The 23,279-nt window shown below is 44.1% G+C and carries 18 protein-coding genes and 2 pseudogenes; 13 read left to right on the top strand and 7 right to left on the bottom strand.

Going from position 1 to position 23,279, the window contains the following annotated elements; translation table 11 throughout:
• Window positions 1-226 precede the first annotated feature (226 nt).
• Together cruF and cruG are read left to right on the top strand one after the other, a co-directional pair.
• Complete coding sequence (gene cruF / locus MiAbW_RS10710; protein WP_151696110.1) at window positions 227-1,141, top strand: gamma-carotene 1'-hydroxylase CruF; 915 nt, start codon at window positions 227-229, stop codon at window positions 1,139-1,141.
• A 1-nt stretch (window position 1,142) separates the two neighbouring features.
• On the top strand, window positions 1,143-2,333 hold the full coding sequence (gene cruG, locus MiAbW_RS10705; RefSeq protein WP_151696109.1) for a 2'-O-glycosyltransferase CruG: 1,191 nt from the start codon (window positions 1,143-1,145) through the stop codon (window positions 2,331-2,333).
• A 65-nt stretch (window positions 2,334-2,398) separates the two neighbouring features.
• Here cruG and MiAbW_RS10700 read toward each other — a convergent pair whose 3' ends face one another.
• A complete protein-coding gene (locus MiAbW_RS10700; RefSeq protein WP_002761836.1) occupies window positions 2,399-2,833 on the bottom strand; it encodes a peroxiredoxin in 435 nt (144 codons plus the stop codon).
• Window positions 2,834-3,029: 196 nt separating this feature from the next.
• Between MiAbW_RS10700 and MiAbW_RS10695 the strand changes: the two genes are divergently transcribed.
• Both MiAbW_RS10695 and pta read left to right on the top strand, forming a co-directional pair.
• Complete coding sequence (locus tag MiAbW_RS10695; RefSeq protein WP_151696108.1) at window positions 3,030-4,826, top strand: N-acetylmuramoyl-L-alanine amidase; 1,797 nt, start codon at window positions 3,030-3,032, stop codon at window positions 4,824-4,826.
• A 457-nt stretch (window positions 4,827-5,283) separates the two neighbouring features.
• Complete coding sequence (gene pta / locus MiAbW_RS10690) at window positions 5,284-7,380, top strand: phosphate acetyltransferase (RefSeq protein WP_151696107.1); 2,097 nt, start codon at window positions 5,284-5,286, stop codon at window positions 7,378-7,380.
• A 100-nt stretch (window positions 7,381-7,480) separates the two neighbouring features.
• Here pta and MiAbW_RS10685 read toward each other — a convergent pair.
• A pseudogene (locus MiAbW_RS10685) lies at window positions 7,481-7,810 on the bottom strand (zinc ribbon domain-containing protein); the annotation flags it as partial.
• A gap of 50 nt (window positions 7,811-7,860) precedes the next feature.
• Window positions 7,861-8,868 (bottom strand): tRNA dihydrouridine synthase DusB, encoded by a 1,008-nt coding sequence (dusB, locus tag MiAbW_RS10680; protein ID WP_151696106.1) that lies wholly within the window; start codon window positions 8,866-8,868, stop codon window positions 7,861-7,863.
• Between the two features lie 199 nt (window positions 8,869-9,067).
• Between dusB and MiAbW_RS10675 the strand changes: the two genes are divergently transcribed.
• Window positions 9,068-10,642: a glucose-6-phosphate isomerase gene (locus MiAbW_RS10675; RefSeq protein WP_151696105.1), complete on the top strand. Its 1,575-nt coding sequence runs from the start codon at window positions 9,068-9,070 to the stop codon at window positions 10,640-10,642.
• 200 nt (window positions 10,643-10,842) lie between these two features.
• Window positions 10,843-12,057 carry an ABC transporter permease gene (locus tag MiAbW_RS10670; protein WP_151696104.1) on the top strand — a complete coding sequence of 405 codons (1,215 nt, stop codon included), beginning with the start codon at window positions 10,843-10,845 and terminating at the stop codon, window positions 12,055-12,057.
• Between the two features lie 5 nt (window positions 12,058-12,062).
• On the opposite strand, the gene hisD is transcribed toward MiAbW_RS10670, so the two are convergent.
• Window positions 12,063-13,319: a histidinol dehydrogenase gene (gene hisD / locus MiAbW_RS10665; RefSeq protein ID WP_151696103.1), complete on the bottom strand. Its 1,257-nt coding sequence runs from the start codon at window positions 13,317-13,319 to the stop codon at window positions 12,063-12,065.
• 282 nt (window positions 13,320-13,601) lie between these two features.
• Here hisD and accC point away from each other — a divergent pair, with 282 nt between their 5' ends.
• Window positions 13,602-14,948 (top strand): acetyl-CoA carboxylase biotin carboxylase subunit, encoded by a 1,347-nt coding sequence (accC, locus tag MiAbW_RS10660; protein ID WP_151696102.1) that lies wholly within the window; start codon window positions 13,602-13,604, stop codon window positions 14,946-14,948.
• 43 nt (window positions 14,949-14,991) lie between these two features.
• Window positions 14,992-15,561, top strand: coding sequence for a Uma2 family endonuclease (locus MiAbW_RS10655; RefSeq protein ID WP_151696101.1), 570 nt, complete (start codon window positions 14,992-14,994; stop codon window positions 15,559-15,561).
• Window positions 15,562-15,630: 69 nt separating this feature from the next.
• On the opposite strand, the gene MiAbW_RS10650 is transcribed toward MiAbW_RS10655, so the two are convergent.
• A complete protein-coding gene (locus MiAbW_RS10650) occupies window positions 15,631-16,230 on the bottom strand; it encodes a Uma2 family endonuclease (protein WP_151696100.1) in 600 nt (199 codons plus the stop codon).
• Between the two features lie 191 nt (window positions 16,231-16,421).
• On the opposite strand from MiAbW_RS10650, the gene MiAbW_RS10645 reads away from it, so the two are divergent.
• Window positions 16,422-18,017, top strand: coding sequence for an Hsp70 family protein (locus MiAbW_RS10645; protein ID WP_151696099.1), 1,596 nt, complete (start codon window positions 16,422-16,424; stop codon window positions 18,015-18,017).
• Between the two features lie 89 nt (window positions 18,018-18,106).
• Here the strand turns inward: MiAbW_RS10645 and MiAbW_RS20460 are convergent, their stop codons facing one another.
• Together MiAbW_RS20460 and MiAbW_RS10640 are read right to left on the bottom strand one after the other, a co-directional pair.
• On the bottom strand, window positions 18,107-18,238 hold the full coding sequence (locus tag MiAbW_RS20460) for a hypothetical protein (protein WP_255520650.1): 132 nt from the start codon (window positions 18,236-18,238) through the stop codon (window positions 18,107-18,109).
• 198 nt (window positions 18,239-18,436) lie between these two features.
• Window positions 18,437-18,913: pseudogene (locus MiAbW_RS10640) on the bottom strand (alpha/beta fold hydrolase); the annotation flags it as partial.
• Window positions 18,914-19,999: 1,086 nt separating this feature from the next.
• On the opposite strand from MiAbW_RS10640, the gene rfbG reads away from it, so the two are divergent.
• The 4 genes from rfbG to MiAbW_RS10615 all read left to right on the top strand — a co-directional run.
• Complete coding sequence (gene rfbG / locus MiAbW_RS10630; protein ID WP_151696098.1) at window positions 20,000-21,118, top strand: CDP-glucose 4,6-dehydratase; 1,119 nt, start codon at window positions 20,000-20,002, stop codon at window positions 21,116-21,118.
• A gap of 74 nt (window positions 21,119-21,192) precedes the next feature.
• A complete protein-coding gene (rfbH, locus tag MiAbW_RS10625) occupies window positions 21,193-22,533 on the top strand; it encodes a lipopolysaccharide biosynthesis protein RfbH (RefSeq protein WP_151696097.1) in 1,341 nt (446 codons plus the stop codon).
• Between the two features lie 86 nt (window positions 22,534-22,619).
• Window positions 22,620-23,042, top strand: coding sequence for a dTDP-4-dehydrorhamnose 3,5-epimerase family protein (locus MiAbW_RS10620; protein ID WP_238707248.1), 423 nt, complete (start codon window positions 22,620-22,622; stop codon window positions 23,040-23,042).
• A gap of 37 nt (window positions 23,043-23,079) precedes the next feature.
• Window positions 23,080-23,279: IS630 transposase-related protein (locus MiAbW_RS10615; RefSeq protein WP_146220337.1), on the top strand; the 200-nt coding region annotated here is incomplete at its 3' end.

The raw sequence follows: 23,279 nt of genomic DNA, 5'->3' as shown, positions 1-23,279 counted from the left end.
AAAAATGAAAAAACTAAGTATAAATTAGCATAAAATCTCTAAATAGACAATTTAATTGATTATTATGACCAATGACTGCTACCTACTAACTCCTAAACAGCCACTACAGGGAACTCCCTAACCCCCCTAAAACTTTTTTGCCGAAAGTGACCGATCTGCGTAATAATTCTTTAATAAAGATTTGTAAACTTGAAAATGATTATCCCTTCGCAGCGCTAGAGATTTAATGAGACGACTAATTGCGATCGAAAAAGCTCTGCTCATCGGTCATATTGTATCGATGGCTTTTGGACTGGCCGGATTGTTGCTAGTTCTGCCCCATCCCGAATTTGTGGCCAATTTACCAGATTTTGGCAAAACCTTCTTTGCTTGGTCAATGGCTGGGGGGGGTGTGGTGTATATGGTGTTAGGAATGGCAGCCGTGGCTGTTTATGCCTATCGGACTCTAGGAGTGTGGCACTGGTTAGGATTCATGGTTCCTGCTATCAGTTTATCCCTTTGTAGCGAACTATTAGGAACCAGTACCGGCTTTCCTTTCGGTCATTATCGTTATCTTTCAGGCTTAGGTTACAAAATTGCGGGTTTAGTACCCTTTACTATCCCCCTATCTTGGTTTTATCTCGGTTTTAGTGCCTATATCATCGCTCGTGTTGGTTTATCCACTCTTGCTATACCCCAGTGGCTACAAAATCTAGGAGCGATCGCTATCGGGGCGGTATTATTAACTTCCTGGGATTTTGTCCTAGATCCGGCCATGAGTCAAACTACCATACCCTTCTGGATTTGGGAACAACCGGGGGCCTTCTTTGGGATGCCCTATGAAAATTTTGCCGGTTGGTTCGGTACGGGCTGTGTTTTTATGACGGTAGCCACTTTAATTTGGCAAGTGCAACCGGTGAAACTGCCAAGTCAAGATTTAACCCTGCCTTTTGTGATGTATTTGGGTAATTTTGGCTTTGCTACGGTCATGAGTATGGGTGCCGGTATTTATCCGCCGATTTTACTAGGATTACTCACCGGTATTCTGCCTTTAACACTCCTCTATAATCGCGCCAAGGCTGTTGCTTCCGGGCAAACAGTGGCAACCAGCCAAGTAACAACCCTAAAAATCCCCGTTGTTTCGGTGAGAGGAGCTAAATAAGTTGTTAACTGAGATAATTCTCGGTGCATTCTGCCTGGGGCTACTGCTGTCTCAGGCTGTTGCCTTTTTTATCCTTCTTTCCCGTCTGCTAAAAGGGGCGCGTCGTCGTCCTCCCCTGACTCCCCAACCTCCCACCCCGGAGATGTTAGGGACGGTAAGCGTGATTGTGCCGACGTTAAACGAAGTGGCCAGGATTGACGGTTGTTTACGGGGATTGAGTCAACAGAGTTACGAAGTGCGAGAAATTCTGATTGTCGATAGCAATTCCCAAGATGGTACGCGGGAAAAAGTCAAGGAGATAGGGGCAAAAGACCCCCGCTTTCGCTTGAAAACCGATTATCCTTTGCCTCCCGATTGGGTAGGTCGTCCCTGGGCGTTACACAATGGTTTTTTGTTTAGTTCTCCTAAAAGTGACTGGATTTTGGGCATTGATGCCGATACGCAACCCCAAGCAAATTTAGTCGCTAGTTTGGTCAAAGCTGCGATCGCAGAAGGTTACGATTTAGTTTCCCTGTCGCCGCAATTTATCCTCTCCTATCCGGGAGAATGGTGGTTACAGCCGGCTTTATTGATGACTTTGCTCTATCGCTTTGATGCGGCCGGAGTGCGCGGGCAAGATCCGGAACGAGTGATGGCCAATGGTCAATGTTTTCTCTGCCGACGGTCAGTTTTAGCGGCTTTAGACGGTTATAGCGGGGCAAAAGGTTCTTTTTGCGATGATGTCACCCTGGCCCGTCTAGCGGCAACGAAAGGCTATCGGGTGGGATTTCTCGATGGGGCGAAGTTGATTCGCGTGCGGATGTACGAAGGACTTAAGGAAACTTGGCGCGAATGGGGCAGATCTCTTGACCTCAAAGATGCCTCCTATCAGGGGCAATTATGGGGCGATTTAGCTTTATTAGCTCTTACTCAGGGATTACCGATAATTATCACCCCTTTACTGCTCACAGCTTTGATTTTTGGCTATAATTTCCTGAGTTTACAAATTGTTTTGACTTTAAACCTGCTGCTGTTATTGATTCGTTTTGCCCTTTTATTGGCTGTCTCTCCTAGCTACTATCGGGGCGAAAAAGTCAATCTATCTTCGGGATTATTTTGGCTATCTCCCCTAGCGGATCCGCTGGCAGTTATCCGCATTTTTATCTCTGCTTTTACCCGTCCCCAAAGTTGGCGCGGTCGATTGTATCAGTGAATTGGAAGATAAACATTGGGTGTATTAGGCTGCCCTAACACACCCAGAAAAGATTTTAGGAAAAATTAACCGACGACGCAGAGAATATCCGATGCGTGACTAGCGGTATTCACCTTGTCATCCACATGGCTAATTTTGCCTTCCGCATCGATGATATAGGTGACGCGCTTAGAATAGCCACCACCATCGACATCATAAGCTTTGGTGATAGCACCATCGGTATCTACGAGCAATTGGAAGGGTAAACCGTATTTTTCTTTAAATTGTGCATGGGAACCCTGGTCATCCCTGCTCACCCCGAAGACTACTATTTCCTTGTCTTGGTATTGTTCGTAGTTATCCCGGAAGCTTTGCGCTTGCTTGGTGCAGCCGGGGGTATCATCTTTGGGATAGAAGTATAAAACTACGACTTTACCTTGAAAATCCGACAGGGAAACGGTTTTTCCAGTATCGTCGGTGGTGGTAAAGTTCGGTGCGATTGTTCCAACGGTTAAAGCCATAACTCCGATTCCTTTACAAAAGTTAATCTATCTTGATCATAAGGGATGAGGGTCAAAAACAGGGAGAGGGGAGAAGAAGTCAGAGCATTTGTACTGAATTTCCTGATCAGTTTAAATGCAGTACAACTGAGAAGACGAACAACAAACCTCCAGAATTTGTCCTAGGATAATATTTGTCAGCTAAGAGGGGGATAATATGGGGCTATTCTGGTTAAAGGTGAGAACTTTTGGGCAAAATATCTTAATCGGTTTAGTTTTAGTGCTATTAATTGGTTTTTATGACAGTATCAGCGCTAAATCTACCTCATTAATGATTGTTTATCCTCCCGATAATCATCAAACCACGGCATCGAAAATCTTTTTTATTGGTTCTGCTCCTCCATCGGGTCAAGTTTTGCTCAATAATCAACCGATTGAACGCAGTGCTAAAGGATATTTTGCCCCTAGTTTTCCCCTACAAGTTGGCGAAAATAATTTCACTATTCGCTATCAAAACCAAACTATTAATCGTCAAATAATTCGTCGAGATACTCAAGCAGTTATTCCCCAAGAATTAGCTTTTGCTGATAACTCTCTCAGTCCTGCTGTCCATAAGACGAGGTTAGTGGGGGAATGGATTTGTTTTAGTGCGATTGCCACTCCCCAAGCTCAGGTTTCTGTGCAGTTAGGAGATAAAATTCTGCCTCTTTTACCCCAAACTCAAACCACAAAACTGCCTAGTAATGCCGCAGTTTTAACTAATCTTAATCAAGCGAATTCCGAGGATAAAACTGGTTACTATCGAGGTTGTCAGCAGTTTAACGAAGAGGCTAACTTAGGAAAACCTATTTTTACAGCACAATTAAATAATCGCTCTATTAGCCAATCAGGTCAAGGAGAAATTAACATTATTAGCGATCAAAATTTACCGGTGATTGAAATTATAGCGGACCAAGGGGTAGCACGCACGGGGCCGGGTAGTGATTATTCCCGTTTAACTCCTTTACCCCAAGGCACGAAAGCGAGAGTCACCGGGAAAGAAGGGGATTGGTTACGGTTAGATTATGGTGGTTGGATTTTAGAGCGAGAAACCCGTTTAATAGTTAATGAGGTATTGGATAATGCTAATATTCGCGGTCTCTCTTCTCGAAGTATCAATCAAGCAACGGAAATTATTTTTCCCCTCTCCCATCCTGTACCCATCGCCGTGGCACAAGAAGATGATAAATTTATTTTGACTCTCTATAATACCATTGCCCAAACCGATACAATTTTTCTAGTGGATAATCCTTTAGTTAGACGTTTAGATTGGCGACAAATCGACCCGACTACGATAGAATACACTTTTAATCTTAACCAAAAACAACAGTGGGGTTATAGTCTTCGTTACCAGGGAACAAATTTAATCTTAACCCTGCGTCATTCCCCAGAAAAAAGTGATAATTTACAGGGCAAAGTTATTTTATTAGATCCTGGACACGGAGGCAAAGAAACTGGTGCTGTCGGTCCGACGGGTTACACAGAAAAAGAGATTAATTTGCTTATGTCTAAATTAATTAAACGGGAGTTAGAAAAATTGGGGGCAACAGTTTATTTAACCAGAGAAATGGACATTGATTTATCCCTACCGGCACGGGTAGAGATGATTAATAATCTGCAACCAACCCTAGCACTATCGGTTCACTATAATGCTTTACCCGATGATGGAGATGCCTTAAATACTCAAGGAATTGGCATATTTTGGTATCATCCCCAGGCAGCGGATCTATCGGTTTTTCTCCACGATTATTTAACTAAAAATCTTAACCGTCCTTCCTATGGGGTATTTTGGAATAATTTAGCTTTAACTCGTCCCTATAGTAGTCCTTCTTTGTTATTAGAGTTAGGATTTATGAGTAATCCTCAAGAATTTGAATGGATTACCGATACTCAGGCACAAAAACAATTAGCGCAAGTTTTAGCCGCCGGAATTAGCCAATGGTTTCAACAATCTGGGGTAATTGCTTCTAGTTAAAATTTAATGGCAAGCGGAGGGAGATAAGCTTAAATCTTTGTGAAAAATCAAGCCCTAGCTGGAAAGCCAGTGATAGGATTTTATGGAGTCTTTATTTTAGTCTGAGGAAATTAAATCAAGTCGATGCCAAAATGTTACCAGTGAACAGCAATCGGACAAAATAACTGCTAGATTATAAGGTATAGCCGATCACTGCCTAGTAGATATTTAAACAGCGATCGCTCTGCAACAAAAATCTCTGTACTAGCCAATAAATAAAGATAGTTTACCTAAAAAATTCCCAGCAATTCACCCCATTATAGACAACTTGATCGCAGAATTTTCAGCCCTTGATCAACAAGTTAATTATTGCCATCAACCGATTCACCAAAATTATCTAGATTTAGCTGAAAAAAGCCCACCTCAAGGTTGGGGTAGGTCAATTAAATTCCACTCCTATTATTATTCTTCTCTACCCATGACTAACTCTTTATATATCAGCACGACGGCAACGGGAAGCGGTAAAGCGTTAGTAGCTTTAGGAATTATCGACTTAATTCTCCGCAAAACTAATAAAGTTGCTTTTTTCCAGCCAATTGTTCTCGACTGTTCCCAAGGTCATCGGGACGAAGACATTGACTTAATCCTCAATTATTTTAAATTAGAACAAACCTACGAAGAAGCTTTTGGTTTATGTTATGACGAAGTTAAGGAGTTATTGGTACAACAAAAATTTGATGAAATCATCGAAAAAATTATCAAAAAGTTTAAAAACTTAGAAAATAAATATGATTTTATCCTCTGTGAAGGTTCCGATTATCTGCAAGAAAATTCCGCCTTTGAATTTGAACTAAATACAGAAATCGCCAAAAATCTCGGTCATCCCATCTTAATATTAGGTAATGCTCACCAGCGCAGTATCGAAGATGCCCTTAGTCCGATCCTGATTTCCTGCGACACTTACCAGGATAAAGGTTGTACGGTAATTGGGATTATTATCAATCAAGCTGAAGAGGAAAAAATAGAGGAATTACGGAAAACCCTAACTCAAATTTTTCCCCCCCAAGAATATGCCCTAGGAGTGATTCCTCATAATGCCAAACTTAGCAGCCCGCGAGTAGCAGAAATCGCCCAACAATTACAGGCAAAAGTTCTCTACGGACAGCAAAGATTAGATAGTTTAGCCAGTAACTTTCTGGTGGTGGCCATGCAGATGCAAAATGCCCTAGAGCGGTTAAAAGAAGATAGTTTAATTATCACCCCTTGGGATCGCGGCGATGTGATTATCGGGATGTTACAGGCCCACCAATCGGCCAATTATCCCCAATTAGCTGGTATAGTCTTAACAGCAGGTCATAACCTCAATCCTTCGATCGCCCGTTTAATTGAAGGTTTGCCCGATCCCTTACCGATTCTCTCCGTCACCACCGATACCTACACCACGGCCGAACGCGTCCACAATGTGCGAACCACCCTGACCTCGACGGACTACGACAAAATTAACCTCAGTCTGCAGCTTTTTCACAGTAACATCAATCTCGATCGCCTAGAAGCGCAAATTCGCACTTTGCGGATCCAGGGGATTACCCCGAAGATGTTCACCTATAATCTCGTACAACAGGCCAAAGCGCAAAAACGTCACATCGTTTTGGCCGAAGGGACCGAACCGCGCATCCTCCAGGCGGCCACAGTTTTAATCGAACAGGATATCGTCGATTTAACCCTTTTGGGACAACCGGACGAGATCGCAATGGTGATTAAAAAACATGGTATCACTCTCGATCTAGATCGCCTGCAAATTATTAACCCCGTGGCTAGTCCCCATTTTGAAAGCTATGTGCAGACCCTCTACGAAGCGAGAAAAGCCAAGGGAATGAATCTCGACATGGCCCGGGATTATGCACAGGATGTCTCCTATTTTGGCACTTTAATGGTGTATCAAGGCGATGCTGATGGTATGGTATCGGGGGCAGTGCATACTACTCAACACACGATTAGGCCTGCACTCCAGATTATCAAAACTAAGCCCGATTGTGCGATCGTCTCCTCGGTCTTTTTTATGTGTCTAGAGGATCGAGTTTTGGTCTATGGGGATTGTGCGGTCAATCCCGACCCCAGTGCCGAGGAATTAGCCGAAATCGCCCTATCTTCTGCCGAAACAGCCCAAAAATTCGGAATTGAACCGCGAATCGCCCTGCTTTCCTATTCTTCGGGTCAATCGGGCCAGGGAGAAGACGTGGAAAAAGTACGACAGGCGACCAAAATTGCTAGGGAAAAACGCCCTGATTTGAAGCTAGAAGGGCCGATTCAGTACGATGCGGCCGTGGATAAGGAAGTAGCCGCCCAAAAAATGCCCGGGTCAGAGGTGGCGGGCCAAGCAACGGTGTTTATTTTTCCTGACCTGAATACAGGTAATAATACTTATAAAGCCGTGCAGCGGGAAACAAAAGCTTTAGCCATAGGTCCAATCCTACAGGGATTAAAAAAACCCGTCAATGATCTCAGTCGCGGTTGTACCGTTCCCGATATTATCAATACGGTGGTAATCACGGCAATTCAATCCCAATCTTTTTGAGTTATACTTGAGACGGTGATAATCTGAGATTTATTAAACTTCTGAAATTGGAGAGTGAGCAAGGAATCCAGTTCTTTTTTATGTTTCAGACAGGCATCATTCAGACATCTTTGACACTCCCATCCCACTCATGGGAGGGGTTCTTGGTTCCTTGAGTTTCCTTAATCTGGCAGGACCCATCCAACCAAACCAGAGGGAATCTCTCCCCAAGCGTATTAGTTTCCGTGCGTACCAGGGTACTTAGTCCTCTTTTTAGAATGTTGATAGCGGCGTTAGTATCTCTATCTTCTACATAGCCACAATCGGGACAAATATGGGTTCGTGTAGATAGAGATATAGGTACTTTTTGACCACAATTAGAGCAATTTTGACTGGTGTTATGGGGTGCTACTGCTACCGTAGCCTTACCATATTTAAAACCAAAATATTCTGGCGTTGCTGAATTAAGCTATGAATCAGTATAGCGGGTCAGTTCAGCCGTTATCTGTAAATATTCTCGTTTTCAAGGTTTAATTGGGCAATAGCTCTATCAATTAAATCACAGCCCTCTCCCAGGGATTCGATCCGCGAAAATTGATCGCGCCAAACCGCTGCACCGGTAAAATCCTGACAATACCAAGCCAGATGTTTCCGCGCTTGCCAGATGCCGCGTTGTCCCTTGTATAGCCATAGCCCATGTAAATGCTCTTTAGCTAGGCTTAACAGGTCAATAGAGGTGGGTTTCGGCAACTTTTTGCCTGTTTTGAGGTAATAATCGATTTCCCCCACCAAATAGGGATAACCGAGGGTTCCCCTAGAACACATCACCCCATCGGCCCCGGTAAATTCCAAACAATTAATCGCCGCTTCCACAGAAACGATATCCCCATTAGCGATGACAGGAATCGATAAAACCTCCTTCACCCGTTTAATCCATTGCCAATCGGCCGGCCCATGATAACCCTGTTCCCTAGTGCGTGCGTGCAGGGTCAACATTTGCGCTCCCGCATCTTCCAAACGACGGGCAAAATCGATAATATTAATCTCTTGAGCGTTCCATCCCAAGCGAGTTTTCACCGTTACCGGCACCGATACCGCTTTTACCACTTCCCTAACAATTTGCTCGGCAATTTCTGGCTGTCGTAAAAGTGAAGAACCACCGCCTTTTTTAGTAATTTTATTAACAGGACAACCCATATTAATATCGATGGTCATCGCTCCTTCCTTAACCGCTTTTTTCGCCGCCACAGCCATAAAATCGGGACGGCAATCAAATAATTGCATACTAATTGGTTGTTCTTTGTCCCCGATAACCATTAATTGCGGTAACTCTTGCAGCCGGGAGATTTCTGTCGCATTAACCATCTCCGTATAGAGCATCGAATCAGGAGCAAAGCGTCTCACCAAGCGCCGAAAAACTAAATCGGTGACACCGGATAAAGGTGATTGCAAGACGCGGCTATGCACTGCTAAGTTACCGATTTTGAGAGGGGATGAGTAGATAGCCATAGAACCAGTTAAAAAATCAACAGCCAACACCAGCAAACCGAACAATTAGGGGATAGTTCCGTCACTGTTAACATTTTGCCAACCCCTAATATATGCTTAACCGTCATCTTCTAGTCTAAAACTACCTGTATGATGATTGGAGAGGATAAAATCTTATCTCTCCTAAACGAGTAATTAAACAAAAATTTCGCTTTTTTTTATGGATAATCTGCAACTCTGGCAACGTTACCAAGATTGGTTATACTATCACCCTAACCTAGAACTTTATCTCGATGTCAGTCGGATTCCCTTCGATGAGGCTTTTCTCAAAGGTCTAGAAGCAAAATTCGAGCGCGCTTTCCAAGATATGGCAGCTTTAGAACAGGGTGCGATCGCAAATCCCGACGAACAGCGTATGGTTGGCCACTACTGGCTGCGCGCTCCTGAACTCGCTCCTAACCAGGAATTGCGGGACGAAATCACCGAACCCCTAGCACAGATAAAAGAATTTGTCAAGAAAATTCACTCCGGAGCGATTAAGCCGCCCAATCGGTCAAAATTCACCCACATTCTCTGTGTAGGCATCGGGGGGTCTGCTTTGGGTCCCCAATTCGTCGGTTCGGCTCTATCCCCCCTTAATCCCCCCTTAGAGATTGCTTTTATTGATAATACCGACCCCAAAGGCATCGATCGCACCCTAGCCCATTTACCCCTAGCTACCACCCTCGTTATCGTCACCAGTAAATCCGGCGGCACTCCCGAAGCGAGAAATGGAATGTTAGAAGTCCGCAACGCTTACGAAAAACAAGATTTAGACTTTCCGCCACACGCAGTCGCCGTCACTATGCCGGGTAGCCAACTGGACAAATACGCCCAAGATTGGCTAACTCGGTTCCCGATGCAGGATTGGGTCGGTGGTCGTACATCAGAACTATCCGCCGTCGGTCTTCTCCCGGCCGCTTTGCAGGGTATCGACATTGATGAAATGTTAGCTGGGGCCAAAGAAATGGACATCGCCACCCGCGTCCATAACCTGAAAAAAAATCCTAGCGCCCTACTGGCTCTAGCTTGGTATCATGAGGGCAATGGCAAGGGAGAGAAAGATATGGTGATTCTGCCCTACAAAGACAGTCTCTATCTCTTTAGCCGCTATCTGCAACAATTGGTCATGGAGTCCCTCGGTAAAGAAAAAGACCTCGATGGTAAGACAGTGTACCAAGGCATCGCCGTCTATGGTAACAAAGGTTCTACCGACCAACACGCCTACGTCCAACAATTACGGGAAGGTGTCCCCAATTTCTTCGCTACTTTTATTGAAGTGTTAAAAGACCGGCAAGGAGATTCCATGGAAGTGGAAACTGGCTCCACTGCTGGCGATTTCCTCTCAGGATTACTGCAAGGTACTCGACAAGCTTTATACGAAAACAGTCGCCACTCTATCACTATCACGATCCCAGAGGTTACTCCTCGTCAGGTGGGGGCCTTAATCGCCCTCTACGAAAGGGCTGTTAGTTTCTATGCTAGTTTAGTTAATATTAACGCCTACCATCAACCCGGGGTAGAAGCAGGGAAAAAAGCCGCCGCTTCTATTCTGGATTTACAAAGAAAAATCGTGCAAGTTGTTCGGGAAACGGGGACTTCTCTCGACTTAGCCACTCTAGCGGCCAAAATCGGCTCTAGTGACCAAGTTGAGGCTATCTATAAAATTGTCCGTCATCTCCACGCTAATCAGCGCAGTTTAACTATTACCGGCGATTTAAGCAAACCAGAAACGATCCAAATCTCTGCACGCTAATCAGTTATCAGTTATCAGTTATCAGTTATCAGATGTAAGTTTTAAGTTAATTAGTTAGTTAAGTAGCTAGACACAATTAATTAGACATATCTCACCACCTCTTGCATGAGTGCCTATCCTAACCAGGAAATTAATTTTGTCCTACTACTTAGTTATCTTTATATTTATACCTGTTTACTGATCACTGAATGTAACTAACCATGGAAATGCTCGAAAACCTGAAAATGGCTTTTTCCGCTTTGATGGCCAATAAACTGCGTAGTGGTCTGACCATGCTAGGAATTGCTATCGGTAACGCCTCCGTCATTGCCCTAGTGGGAGTGGGTGAAGGAGCGCAAAAAGTCGCCCTGGAGCAGTTTGAAGCCCTCGGTCCGAATGTTTTATTTGTTTCTACTTCCTCGCGCAATGTCCGGCGGACAATTCCCAATCCCCGGCCTCTCACCTACGAAGATGCTCAAGCGATCGCATCTCAAGTTCCCGCCATTGCCGCCATTTCTCCCGAATTGAGCGGTAAAAAAATCCTATCCTTCGGTAATAGAACCAGTAATAGCCCCCTGATTGGGGTGGGCTCCGAGTACCTAAACGTGCGTAACCGTCAACTATCTAAAGGTAGATTTATCATGGAATCTGACCTGAAACGGGATAATCGGGTGATTGTCTTGGGATCGGAATTAGCCAAAAATCTCTTTGGTAATCGCAATCCCGTCGGCGAAAATCTTCGCATCGGCAGTCTTAGTTTTCAAGTTATTGGAATTTTACAGGCGAAAGGCTCCTTATTTGAGGCTAATCAGGACGATCGAGCTTTAATTCCCTTAACTACCATGTCTAATCAGGTTTTAGGGCGCAATTCTATCTTTGGCATTCCCCTGACTCATATTTCTGTCTTGGCTAAAAACTCTGCCCAAATTAAAGCCGCCCAGTTTCAGATTAGCAACCTGCTGCAAATGCGTCATCAGGTCAGCGACGAGAATTATGTGCAGGTTTTTCTCCAAACCACAGTCTTAGAAATGGCCAAAGAAACTAACGATAGTTTAACTAGAATGTTAGCCTCGATCGCCAGTATTTCCCTTTTTGTTGGGGGAATCGGCGTGATGAATATTATGCTCGTGTCGGTAACGGAAAGAACCCAAGAAATCGGGTTAAGAAAGGCTTTAGGAGCGCAAGAAGGGGATATAAAAGGTCAATTTCTCATTGAATCGGTGATTTTAGCCACCACTGGCGGAATTATCGGGATTTTTGTCGGCATTCAAGGAATGTATCTAGCGGGAATTTTTGCCGCTTTAACCACCAGTGTCTCAATCCCTGCGATAATTCTCGCTTTAGGAGTTTCTAGTGCCATTGGTCTGATTTTCGGTGTTGTTCCCGCTCATCGTGCTGCTAAATTAGATCCAATCGTTGCTTTGAGAAGATTATAGTTTTTCTAGGTCTTGTCCTGACCTCGGGATTCTATAGCGGCGTCGGTTGCCGTAAATCCCTCCGCTCGCGCTAATATTTGCAGATTATGGGCTATGGGGGCGAAAGAATCGGCAGGATATTCGATCAAAGTGGCGGAATCGAGAAAAGTTTCCACTCCCACGGGACAACCCAAATAATCAGCCACCGCTTTCGGAGTAGTAGAACCGAGGAGAATAGTTCCCGATTGTCTCACAGAAGATAGCTTTTCCCAAGGTTCATCGATCATTAAGGATAAATGGGTGGGAGCAAAAAGATTCGATAATTCGATCGCTTTTTCCAATGATTCCACCACCACGATTAAACCATAATGAGCGATCGCTTTTTCCGTTAACAATCTCTGGGGATGTATCTGTAACTGTTTTTGTACTTCTTCCTGTACTATTAAAGCCAAAGCCTTATCCGTCGTCAATAAAATCGCAGCCGCTAGGGAATACTGTTCCGCTTGCGCTAATAGATCTAGGGCCAACTGTCTGGGATTAGCTTGACTATCGGCAATAATAACCAAATCAGAAGTAATAGAGAGATAATCGATTTTTACACGGTCAGAAACCAGTTTTTTAGCCAAATTAGTATAAAAATCACCTATTCCAGCAATCATCTCCACGGGGGCGATCGTTTTTGTGCCGTAGGCTAAAGCTGCGATCGCCTGTGGTCCAGCCACCCGATAAATCTCACTAATACCCACCGATTGGGCTGCCACTAAAATCGCCGGATGGATGCGTAAATCCTCATCGGCGGGAGATACCATGACAATCCGTTTAACCCCCGCTATTTTGGCAGGAATCGCCTGTTGGAGCAATAAACTGAGATAGGCCCGTTTACCATCGGGAACAACAATTCCCACACTGTTAATCGGTTGATAACGTTTCCCCCGAACCGTACCATCCTCAGGAAACTGTACCCAAGCTTTGGGAAGACGCTGACGGTGAAAAGCCTCCATTTTTGCACAGGCAAGAGCGATCGCATTTAATAAATCCTGCGATACCTGTTGATAAGCAGCATCGAGTTCCGAACCACTCACCTTCAGTTGTTGTAGATTAAGGGACTGCTGGTAGAATTTTTCCGTGTAATCCACCAACGAGCGATCGCCAGTAAGTCGCACCTGATCGACAATCTCTCGGACAAGCGATTCTTTTTCCCGAATTTCCGGATCGTCGAACCGTTCCCGAATTCGTCTCAGTTCCGTTCTGGCTGACCATGGCTCTGTGATAATTCGCAACATCGAGCTATTATCCTCTAGGGGCGAAACGAGATTAAAAGGTTTTCACTCCTCACACTCTAGCTTATCGCTTTCAATCTTGAACGGGGGGGGAAGACCGAGTCAGTTATTTTAGCCGTCGGGAAGCAGGAGGCAAAAGGCAGGAAGCAGGAGATAGGGTGATAGGGTGATGAGACAGCTTCCCCATCTCCCCACTTCCCCGCTTCCCGATTTCCCCAAGGTAACAAAACCAGATATTCTACTAAATAGTCGCCTATCACACCAGCCTGATCTCGTGGTCGTCCAATGCAGTTTGCCAAGATATTAATCGCCAATCGCGGGGAAATCGCCTTAAGAATCCTTCATAGTTGCGAAGAATTGGGTATTAGAACCGTTGCCGTCCACTCTACCATCGATCGCCATGCCCTTCATGTTCAATTGGCCGATGAGAGTGTTTGTATTGGTCCGCCCCCAAGCAGCAAAAGTTACTTAAATATCCCTAATATCATTTCGGCTGCCCTAACACGCAACGCCACGGCCATCCATCCTGGTTACGGTTTTTTGGCAGAAAACGCCCGCTTTGCCGAAATTTGTGCCGATCATCAGTTAACTTTTATCGGTCCGTCTCCCAGCGCTATTCTGGCGATGGGGGATAAATCCACCGCTAAAAAAACCATGCAAAAAGCGGGAGTTCCCACTATCCCTGGCAGTGGTGGTTTAATTACCTCAGAAGCGGAAGCAAAACGTATCGCTGATGACATCGGTTATCCTGTCCTGATTAAAGCCACCGCTGGCGGTGGAGGGCGTGGGATGCGTCTTGTCAAGAGTGCAGATGAACTAGGTAGTATGTTAAAAGCCGCCCAAGGGGAAGCAGAAGCAGCTTTTGGCAATTCGGGAGTATATCTAGAAAAATTTATCGAATGTCCCCGACATATCGAGTTTCAGATTTTGGCCGATAGTCACGGTAACGTCATCCATTTAGGAGAAAGAGACTGTTCGATTCAGCGAAGACACCAAAAACTGCTAGAAGAAGCACCTAGCCCCTTCTTAACGCCCCATTTACGCTCAAAAATGGGTAATGCCGCCATTAAAGCCGCTAAATCGATTAATTACGTCGGGGTGGGAACCGTGGAATTTTTAGTCGATAAACACGGTAATTTTTACTTCATGGAAATGAACACCCGTATTCAGGTGGAACACCCGGTCACGGAGATGATCACGGGGATAGACCTGATCCGAGAACAAATTCGGGTGGCCCAGGGCGAAAAACTGCCAATTAAGCAAGATCAGGTGATATTTAGAGGGCATTCGATCGAGTGTCGCATTAATGCCGAGGATCCCGATCGCAATTTTCGCCCTCATCCGGGTAAAATTAGCGGTTATCTGCCCCCCGGTGGTCCCGGTGTCCGCATGGATTCCCACGTTTACACGGATTACGAAATCCCCCCCTATTACGATTCCCTAATTGGTAAGTTAATTGTCTGGGGAGAAAATCGCGAAACTGCGATTAAACGCATGAAACGCGCCCTGCGGGAATGTGCGATCACGGGAGTACCGACTACTATTGATTTCCATCGTAAAATATTGGAAACTCCCGCCTTTTTAGCCGGAGATGTTTACACTAATTTCATCCAGGAACATCTCTTGCCCTAGCGCGTTACCATGAATTTTAGACGAGAGTAGGTTGGGGATAATAATGACAGTAGAAGTTAAATTTGAATCTTGGCAACTTAGCGATGAACAGTTTTTTCAACTTTGTCAGGATAACCGAGATTTACGTTTGGAACGCAGCGCAAAAGGAGATTTAATTATTATGCCACCAACCGGAGGAGAAACTGGTAATTCTAGCGCTGGAATCACTGCCCAATTATGGTTATGGAATAACCTACATAAATTAGGTGTAGTTTTTGATTCCTCCACGGGGTTTAAACTACCGAATGGGGCTGATCGCTCTCCCGATGCTGCTTGGATACCCTTAGAAAAATGGCAAGCTTTAACCCCACAACAAAAGGAAAGATTTTTACCTCTATCTCCCGATTTTGTCATTGAATTAATGTCTCCTAGTGACAACCTAGAAACTGCTAGGAAAAAAATGCAGGAATATTTAGATAATGGGACTCGTTTAGGTTGGTTAATCAATAGAAAAACTAGAGAGGTAGAAATTTATCGTCAAGGACAGGCAGTAGAAATTTTAACCAATCCAGAGAGTTTATCAGGGGAAAATATGCTGCTAGAATTTAGCTTAAATCTTACTTTAATTTGGTAAATCAATTTAGCTTGCCTCTTGCCTGACTTCTGCCAGAAGTCTAATATCGCAGGATTACTCCTGAAAACATCAGAGCTTTAAATTTAAGCTAAAATTAGGTAAAACATCTTCACCTGACAAATCAGTGGGATTTTCTAAGATATCCACTTCCTTTCCTTGACGATAAATTTCAACTTGCCGATTCTGCGGATCGATTAACCAGCCTAACCTTGCGCCATTTTCCCTATATTCGAGCAGTTTTTTCTGTAATTTGTCAAGACTATCGGATTCAGACCGCAATTCCACCACAAAATCGGGACAGAGGGGAATAAATCCCTTTTTCTGCTTAGGGGTTAAAGATTCCCAGCGTTCTCGACTCACCCAAGATAGATCAGGAGAACGAATCGCCCCATTTGGTAGTATAAATCCGGTGGAAGAGTCAAACCCGAATCCTAAAGCTTCATTTTCTTCGCACCAGCGAAACAATTGTCCTGTTATACGAAAATTTCGCTGTCCTGATTCGCCACCTGTCGGGGGATTCACGATTAATTCTCCTTGGGCTGTACGTTCTAATTTTAAGTCACGGTTGACCACAGCAAGGGCTTCAAACTGTTCAAGGGTGATAGAGAGAGCGATCGCCGTAGGAATTTCTAAGGAGAGGGTTTCGGGTGAGGTAGTAACTGCTAACATAATCCTTTGATCAGGTGCAACTCATATATACTATTAAAGATTATTTGTCAAGTTTCTGCTCAGACTTCTTTAGCTTGCGCTGAACAAATTCCCAATTTTTTTGGGAAACTTCCACCTCGATCAGGGGGGTTCAGTAAATAAAAGGTTACAATAGCCAATAATTAACTAAATTTACCTAAAAACCATCGATCGTGTTCTACGCTATTGATTTCGGAACCAGTAATACCGTCATTACTCGTTGGAATGGGGCGACAAATAGGGCCGAAACCGTGAAATTATCGGAGTTATCCCAACAAATAGCCGACAATCCGCCCCTAATTCCCAGTTTACTCTATATTAAATCAGCCAATCCTCTGCAAGTAATTGCCGGTCAAGCAGTGCGCGATCGGGGTTTAGATATCGATCGAGATCCGCGTTTTTTTCGTCGCTTTAAACGAGGTATCGGGGCAAAAATTCAAGGATTTTTACCAGAATTAGAGGAAACTGTCCTCAGTTTCGAGGGGGTTGGCCAATGGTTTCTCGATAGCATCATCGACAACTTAAAAAACACCGACCTGGAAACCCCCCAATCTCTAGTTTTAACCGTCCCCGTCGATAGTTTTGAAAGTTACCGCAATTGGTTAAGCAATGTTTGTCAGGGGTGGGAAATCGAACAAATTCGACTAATTGATGAACCCACAGCCGCCGCTTTGGGTTATGGAACCACGGGTGATCAAGTGATTTTAGTGGTAGATTTTGGCGGTGGCACCCTCGATCTTTCTTTGGTACAATTAGATTTAGATAATCCTCAAAAAAATCAAGGTTTTATTCTTAAGTGGGGAGAAAAACTTTTAGGCAATAATTCCGCTCAAAAAACTAAACTAGCGAGAGTTTTAGCTAAAGCAGGTACAAATTTAGGGGGGTCAGATATCGACGATTGGATTGTCGATTACTTTGCCCAAAAGCAATCTTTAGCGAAAACTTCCCTGACTACTCGTCTAGCAGAGAGATTAAAAATTAAACTTTCTTCCCAATTAACCGCCGAGGAGGTATATTTTGATGATAAAAATTTCGAGAGTTACGAGTTAAGCTTAGATCGAGAACAGTTGAGCGATATTCTCCAACAACAAAACTTTTTTAATCAATTAGATGATTTAATGACGGGAGTTTTGCAACAGGGAAGACGCAATGGAATTGAAGTTAGCGATATCGATGCGGTGTTATTAGTTGGGGGAACTGTGCAAATTCCGGCGGTAAAAGATTGGGTGCGACAGTATTTTGATAGTAGTAAAATTAAAGAGGATCGACCCTTTGAAGCGATCGCTTTGGGAGCGTTACAATTAGCCCAAGGTTATCAAGTCAAAGATTTTCTCTATCATAGCTACGGGATTCGTTACTGGAATCGTCGTAAAAATGCCCACGCTTGGCATCCGATTATTAACTCTGGACAACCCTATCCCCTGGAAAAACCCGTGGAATTAGTCCTAGGTGCTTCCGTGGACAATCAGCCTAGCATTGAATTAATTATCGGCGAATTAGGCACAGAAAGGGGGGCAATGGAGGTCTATTTTGATGGCGATAAATTAATTACTCGTTCCCTCGCTAATGGAGAAACTAGCGTCCAACCCTTAAATGATCGCGAGGGAGCAAGATCCATCGCTCAACTCGATCCTTTAGGTTTCCAGGGCAAAGATCGCATTAAAGTGCAGTTCTGGATTGATGATCAGTGTTTTCTGCGGATTAATGTGGAAGATTTACTCAGTCAAGAATTGTTACTAAATAATCAAATCGTCACCAAATTAAGCTAGACTCGGCTTCACCTTCACCTAAAAATCAAGTGCAGACTCATAGTAAGTTTGCACTGATATTATCGCAATATTCTGTTTTAGCGGTGGCTTTATCGACTGTGATCGCGCACGGGGATCGGGATTAGTTCGGGTTCGGGTTCGGGTTCCGGGCCAAAAACACTCTCGATCAGTTTGCGCGCCCATTCTCTCAATTTTTCTATCACTTCATCTAAATAGTCCATTGACCAAATGGCTCCTTTGAGATACTAGCTGTGAGTTTTCGTCGATTGATCCCCGCAACAGCTTGATTCTAGAGAATTTTAACTAATTTTCATCGTTGGGCTGTTCAATCTGACGAACGGGGGAATCTATATCTTGTACTTATATTAAGCTTAACATAGGTTTTTAGTCTGAGTATATATTCTTGGCAATTCTTTTTTAAGATACTGAAATAGGGAACGACGAGCAAAAGTATCAATATTCCAACGCCATCCCGGTTTGATCTGATTGAGAATTGCTGCAATCCCTGTCAAGACCAGATCTGCGCTGGTGATTGGAGGATGACTACCCCAAGGCCGCCCGGCCGAGGTCACAAGAATTAAACCAGGAAAGGGATTGCGATGCCGCAATACTAACTACAGGGCGACTATACCCCCCAAAGACCAACCGAGAATTAAACATTGCTGGATTTTTTGGCGATCAAGCAGCCCGATTAAATCATTTAGATGTTCTTCTAGCTGAAAATCTTGGCGATAACGACTTTTACCGTAGCGGCGCAGATCTAGGTCTAGGGGTTGCCAGCTTTAGCAAAAATGATCGGTCAATACAGACATACTCGCTGCCGAACCGGGATGACCGTGCAGACAGAGGATCGGATAGCCATTACCTTTGATGTTAGCGTTTAGAGCACTCAACATTGATCAGTTATTTTAGCTATCAGGTGTCAGGAGTCTCCGGGTCAGTAGTCAGGAGATTATTTTTATTTATTCCCCCCACTTCCCACTTTATTATATTGACCAGGATATAAGCTGCCCGCGCATTTAAATTGCTTGTTGAGACGAGGCAAGAGGCAAGAGGCAAGAGGCAACAGTAAAGGGATTGGGGGAGATTCGGCTAATCTTAAGAATAAGTGCTTTAAATGCGTCTTAGCTTATGAGCGAAAAAGTCTCTGGTAAGTCATCGGAAATTTTGGGTTTGAAACCCCGTCCCTCCTCTCTCCTCTCTCCTCTGTTTCGGGAGCATCTCACCTTTGTAACTCCTAAATTAAGTTTTATGTCAAGCTATTTTGACAGCCTTACCAGAAGCAAGTTTTAGCGATAAGCATAATTACTCGCTTGCATAAGTGAGATGCCCCATCTCCTCTGAGAGCAGATGGGGGTGAGGGGGTTTTCATAATTCATTTAGGTGGGCCATAGCACCCTTCATGTCACCCTCAGTACATAGCCCTAAGTCCGAAGCAGTTATGGGGTCGGCAGGAAGCAGGAGTAAATGATTAAATTCTACTTCAGGCGAGTTGAAACCGCTATGTAACACTTTTGAGTCCAGAATAATATAGAATCTCTGCCACTTAAGCATAGCTGTATGTTTACACCAAATTCAAGCCATATACAATAAGTATAAATACTCGATTACTGTCCATTGAATCACGAGGCATCGAAAATCAAGAACGACTCTCCCAGGTCAGAAGTTCCCTGCTGCTCTTTTGTCTCAGCTAACCATTCTAGCTGACTAACAACTTAACTAATTGACATCCTCCGTCAAGTTCGTGTATAGTAGCTCCCAAAGAGTTGGAGGGATGGATTAAAGCCTTATCAAAGACTCTTTTCGGCGATTACTTGCAGAAAGCCGTTGAAATTAACTGAAAACCCAGTATGGCGAGTCTATTTGACTTGTAAACAATAATAGCTCCCATCCCAGGATGAGCATAATGGGTTTTGGCAGTGCAGGGATACTTATCGAGAAATGGAAATGCTCAATCACCTTGAGGACAGTGGACAGGCTAGATGGAGAATATGGTAAAGGAAGCATTTTGGTCGGGCAAAAAGGTGTTTATTACTGGTCATACTGGCTTTAAGGGGTCTTGGCTGGCTTTTTGGTTACTCCATCTAGGGGCAGAGGTAAAAGGCCTCAGTTTAGCCCCCAATACTACCCCCGCTTTATTTGAGCAATTAGACTTAGCTCAAAACCTGAGTCATCATATAGGGGATATTCGAGAGGCTGAGTTAGTGGCTCGTTTAATCGCTTCATGGCAACCGGATGTAGTCTTTCATTTAGCGGCGCAACCCTTAGTGCGGCTTTCTTATCTTGAGTCGGTGGAAACGTGGAACACAAATGTTATGGGGACTATTCACGTTTTAGAGGCCCTGAAAAGCCTGACTAATCCCTGTGCCGCCGTTTTTATTACTAGCGATAAGTGCTATGAGAATCGGGAATGGGTCTATGGTTATCGGGAAAATGACCCCTTAGGGGGTTATGATCCCTATAGTTCTAGCAAAGCGGGGGCGGAATTGGCGATCGCATCTTGGCGAAGTTCCTTCTTTAAAACCCCTCAAACCCCCATCGGCATTGCCAGCGCCAGGGCAGGAAATGTCATCGGTGGCGGAGATTGGTCTCTAGACCGGATTCTACCCGATGCGATGCGGGCTTTGATGAAGTCCGAAGCGATTCCGGTGCGGAACCCTCTAGCGACTCGTCCTTGGCAGCACGTTTTAGAGCCTTTAGGGGGCTATTTACGGTTAGCTGAGTCTATTTATGAGCAGTTGATGACGGCCAATTGGCAGCAAGACAGCCGGGGGTTATATGGGGCGTTTAATTTCGGTCCGTCTCTGACTTCTAATCGCCCGGTTAAAGAGTTGGTCGAGTCTATCCTACAACTTTGGACGGGGACTTGGCTCGATCAAAGTGATCCGAATGCTGTTCATGAGGCTAAATTGCTTAATCTAGTCACAGATAAGGCTTTCCACACCCTAAAATGGCAACCCGTCTGGGATTTTCGGCAAACCCTCAAGGAAACGGTGACATGGTATTATCAAGCGGCGCAAATGGACTCTGAAGATAAAGCACAATTCCAAGACCTTACTCGCCAACAAATCGAATATTATCAAAGTTGTCTGACCGATTAGCGAACTCAAGGCTGATAATAGTCCAAATTAAGTAATAATTAAGTTCAAATTTCTCCCCTGAAAGGAAATTAACCATGACTCAATCTATTTCTACCCCCAGTACAACTACTGAAGCAGAACTGCGAGAGCAAGTCTTTCAAGCCGTACAAGAATACTACAAACATAAATTTCAATCCCGGGCTTTTGTGGCGGGACAAACCTATATCCCAGCATCGGGTAAGGTATTTGATGATCAAGAATTAGTCAAATTAGTGGATTCTTCCCTAGATTTCTGGTTAACGACGGGTAGATATGCGGCGGAATTTGAGGAACGTTTTGCCCAGTGGATGGGGGTAAAACATTGTTTATTAGTCAATTCCGGCTCTTCGGCCAATTTAGTGGCCTTAAGTGCCTTAACTTCCCCTAAACTAGGGAAAAAACAACTTAAACCGGGGGATGAAGTGATTACCGTCGCCGCCGGTTTCCCGACCACCGTTAATCCCATCTTTCAAAATCAGCTAATTCCGGTCTTTTTAGACGTTAAATTACCCGGTTATGACCTAGACATTGATCAACTGGAATCCGCCTTGTCAGAGAAGACTAAAGCGATTATGATCGCTCATACCCTGGGAAATCCCTTTAATTTAGAAGCGGTGATGGCTTTTGCCGAAAAACATGACCTCTGGGTGGTTGAGGATAACTGTGATGCGGTGGGAAGTCTCTATCAAGGGCAAAAAACCGGCACCTTTGGGCATTTAGCAACGGTTAGCTTTTATCCGGCTCATCACATGACTATGGGAGAAGGGGGGGCGGTTTTAACCAGCGATACCCGCTTGAAAAAGATTGTCGAGTCATTCCGTGACTGGGGGAGAGATTGTTGGTGTCCTCCGGGGGTAGATAATACCTGTAATAAGCGCTTCGGTTGGCAGTTAGGAGATTTGCCCTTTGGCTATGACCATAAGTACACCTATTCTCATGTGGGTTATAACCTAAAGATGACCGATATGCAAGCCGCCGTCGGGGTAGCGCAACTGGATAAATTACCCGGATTTATCAAAAAGCGCCGGGAAAATTTCGAGTTTTTGCATCAAAAGTTACAGGAGCTTCAAGATGTTTTAATTCTGCCTGAAGCCAGCCCCGATTCTGAACCGAGTTGGTTCGGGTTTCCGATTTTTGTTAAGGAAAATGCTCCTTTTAGCCGCAATGATTTAGTTAAGCATTTGGAGGAAAAGCGCATCGGCACAAGGCTATTATTTGGGGGAAATTTACTGCGCCAGCCTCTTTATAAGGGGTTAAATTATCGAGTTATTGGGGATTTAAGTAATGCCGATAAAATCATGAGTAGTGTTTTTTGGCTAGGCATTTATCCCGGATTAACGGAGGAGATGTTAACCTATGTAGCAGCGACTATCCGAGAATTTTGTCATGACCAATAAAATTCTCGAACTTTTGGGACAAAATTTCCGAGCATGGGGAATCAACCTTAATCCACTGTCAATCCACTTAAAATCTTGAAAAACTGATGAAAATCACTGAGACAAGGATTCCTAAGTGCTACGAAATTGTCCCCACTATTTTAAAAGACAAGCGTGGTCGTTTTGTTAAAACTCTACATCAGGACATCTATGAAAGTCACCAGTTAATTATTCACTTTGCTGAAGAATATTACTCGGTGTCCAAGAAAAATGTTTTGAGAGGACTACATTTCCAAGTTCCTCCGCAAGATTGCACAAAAATTGTGTATTGTCTCGAAGGTTCGGTAATGGATGTAGTGGTAGATTTGCGTAAAGGCTCGCCAACCTATGGCGAGTTTGAGTTGTTTAATCTGAGTTCTGAAAATGGTAAAATAATCTATATCCCTTCTGGCCTAGCTCATGGTTTTTATGTGACGAGCGAAACGGCAATTATAGTCATTTCAAATAAGTATGATACAAGTAAAAAATAGGGTAAAATAAGGAAAAACAAGCAACCCATACAGAAAAATGTCCTATAGCCTAGACTTGAGAAAAAAAGTAATTGATTATGTAGAGAATGGAGGAAGCATAACCAAAGCAGCCGCCATATTTAATATAGGAAGAGCCACAATATATAGATGGCTAAGTAGCGAAAAACTGGAAGCAACAAAGGTAAAACACCGTCAGAGAAAGCTGGACTGGAAAGCACTGTCAAAAGATGTCCAAGA

The sequence above is a fragment of the Microcystis aeruginosa NIES-4325 genome, assembly GCF_008974145.1.
Taxonomy (GTDB): Bacteria; Cyanobacteriota; Cyanobacteriia; order Cyanobacteriales; family Microcystaceae; genus Microcystis; species Microcystis aeruginosa_G.
This window is presented reverse-complemented; position numbering and strand designations above follow the sequence as displayed.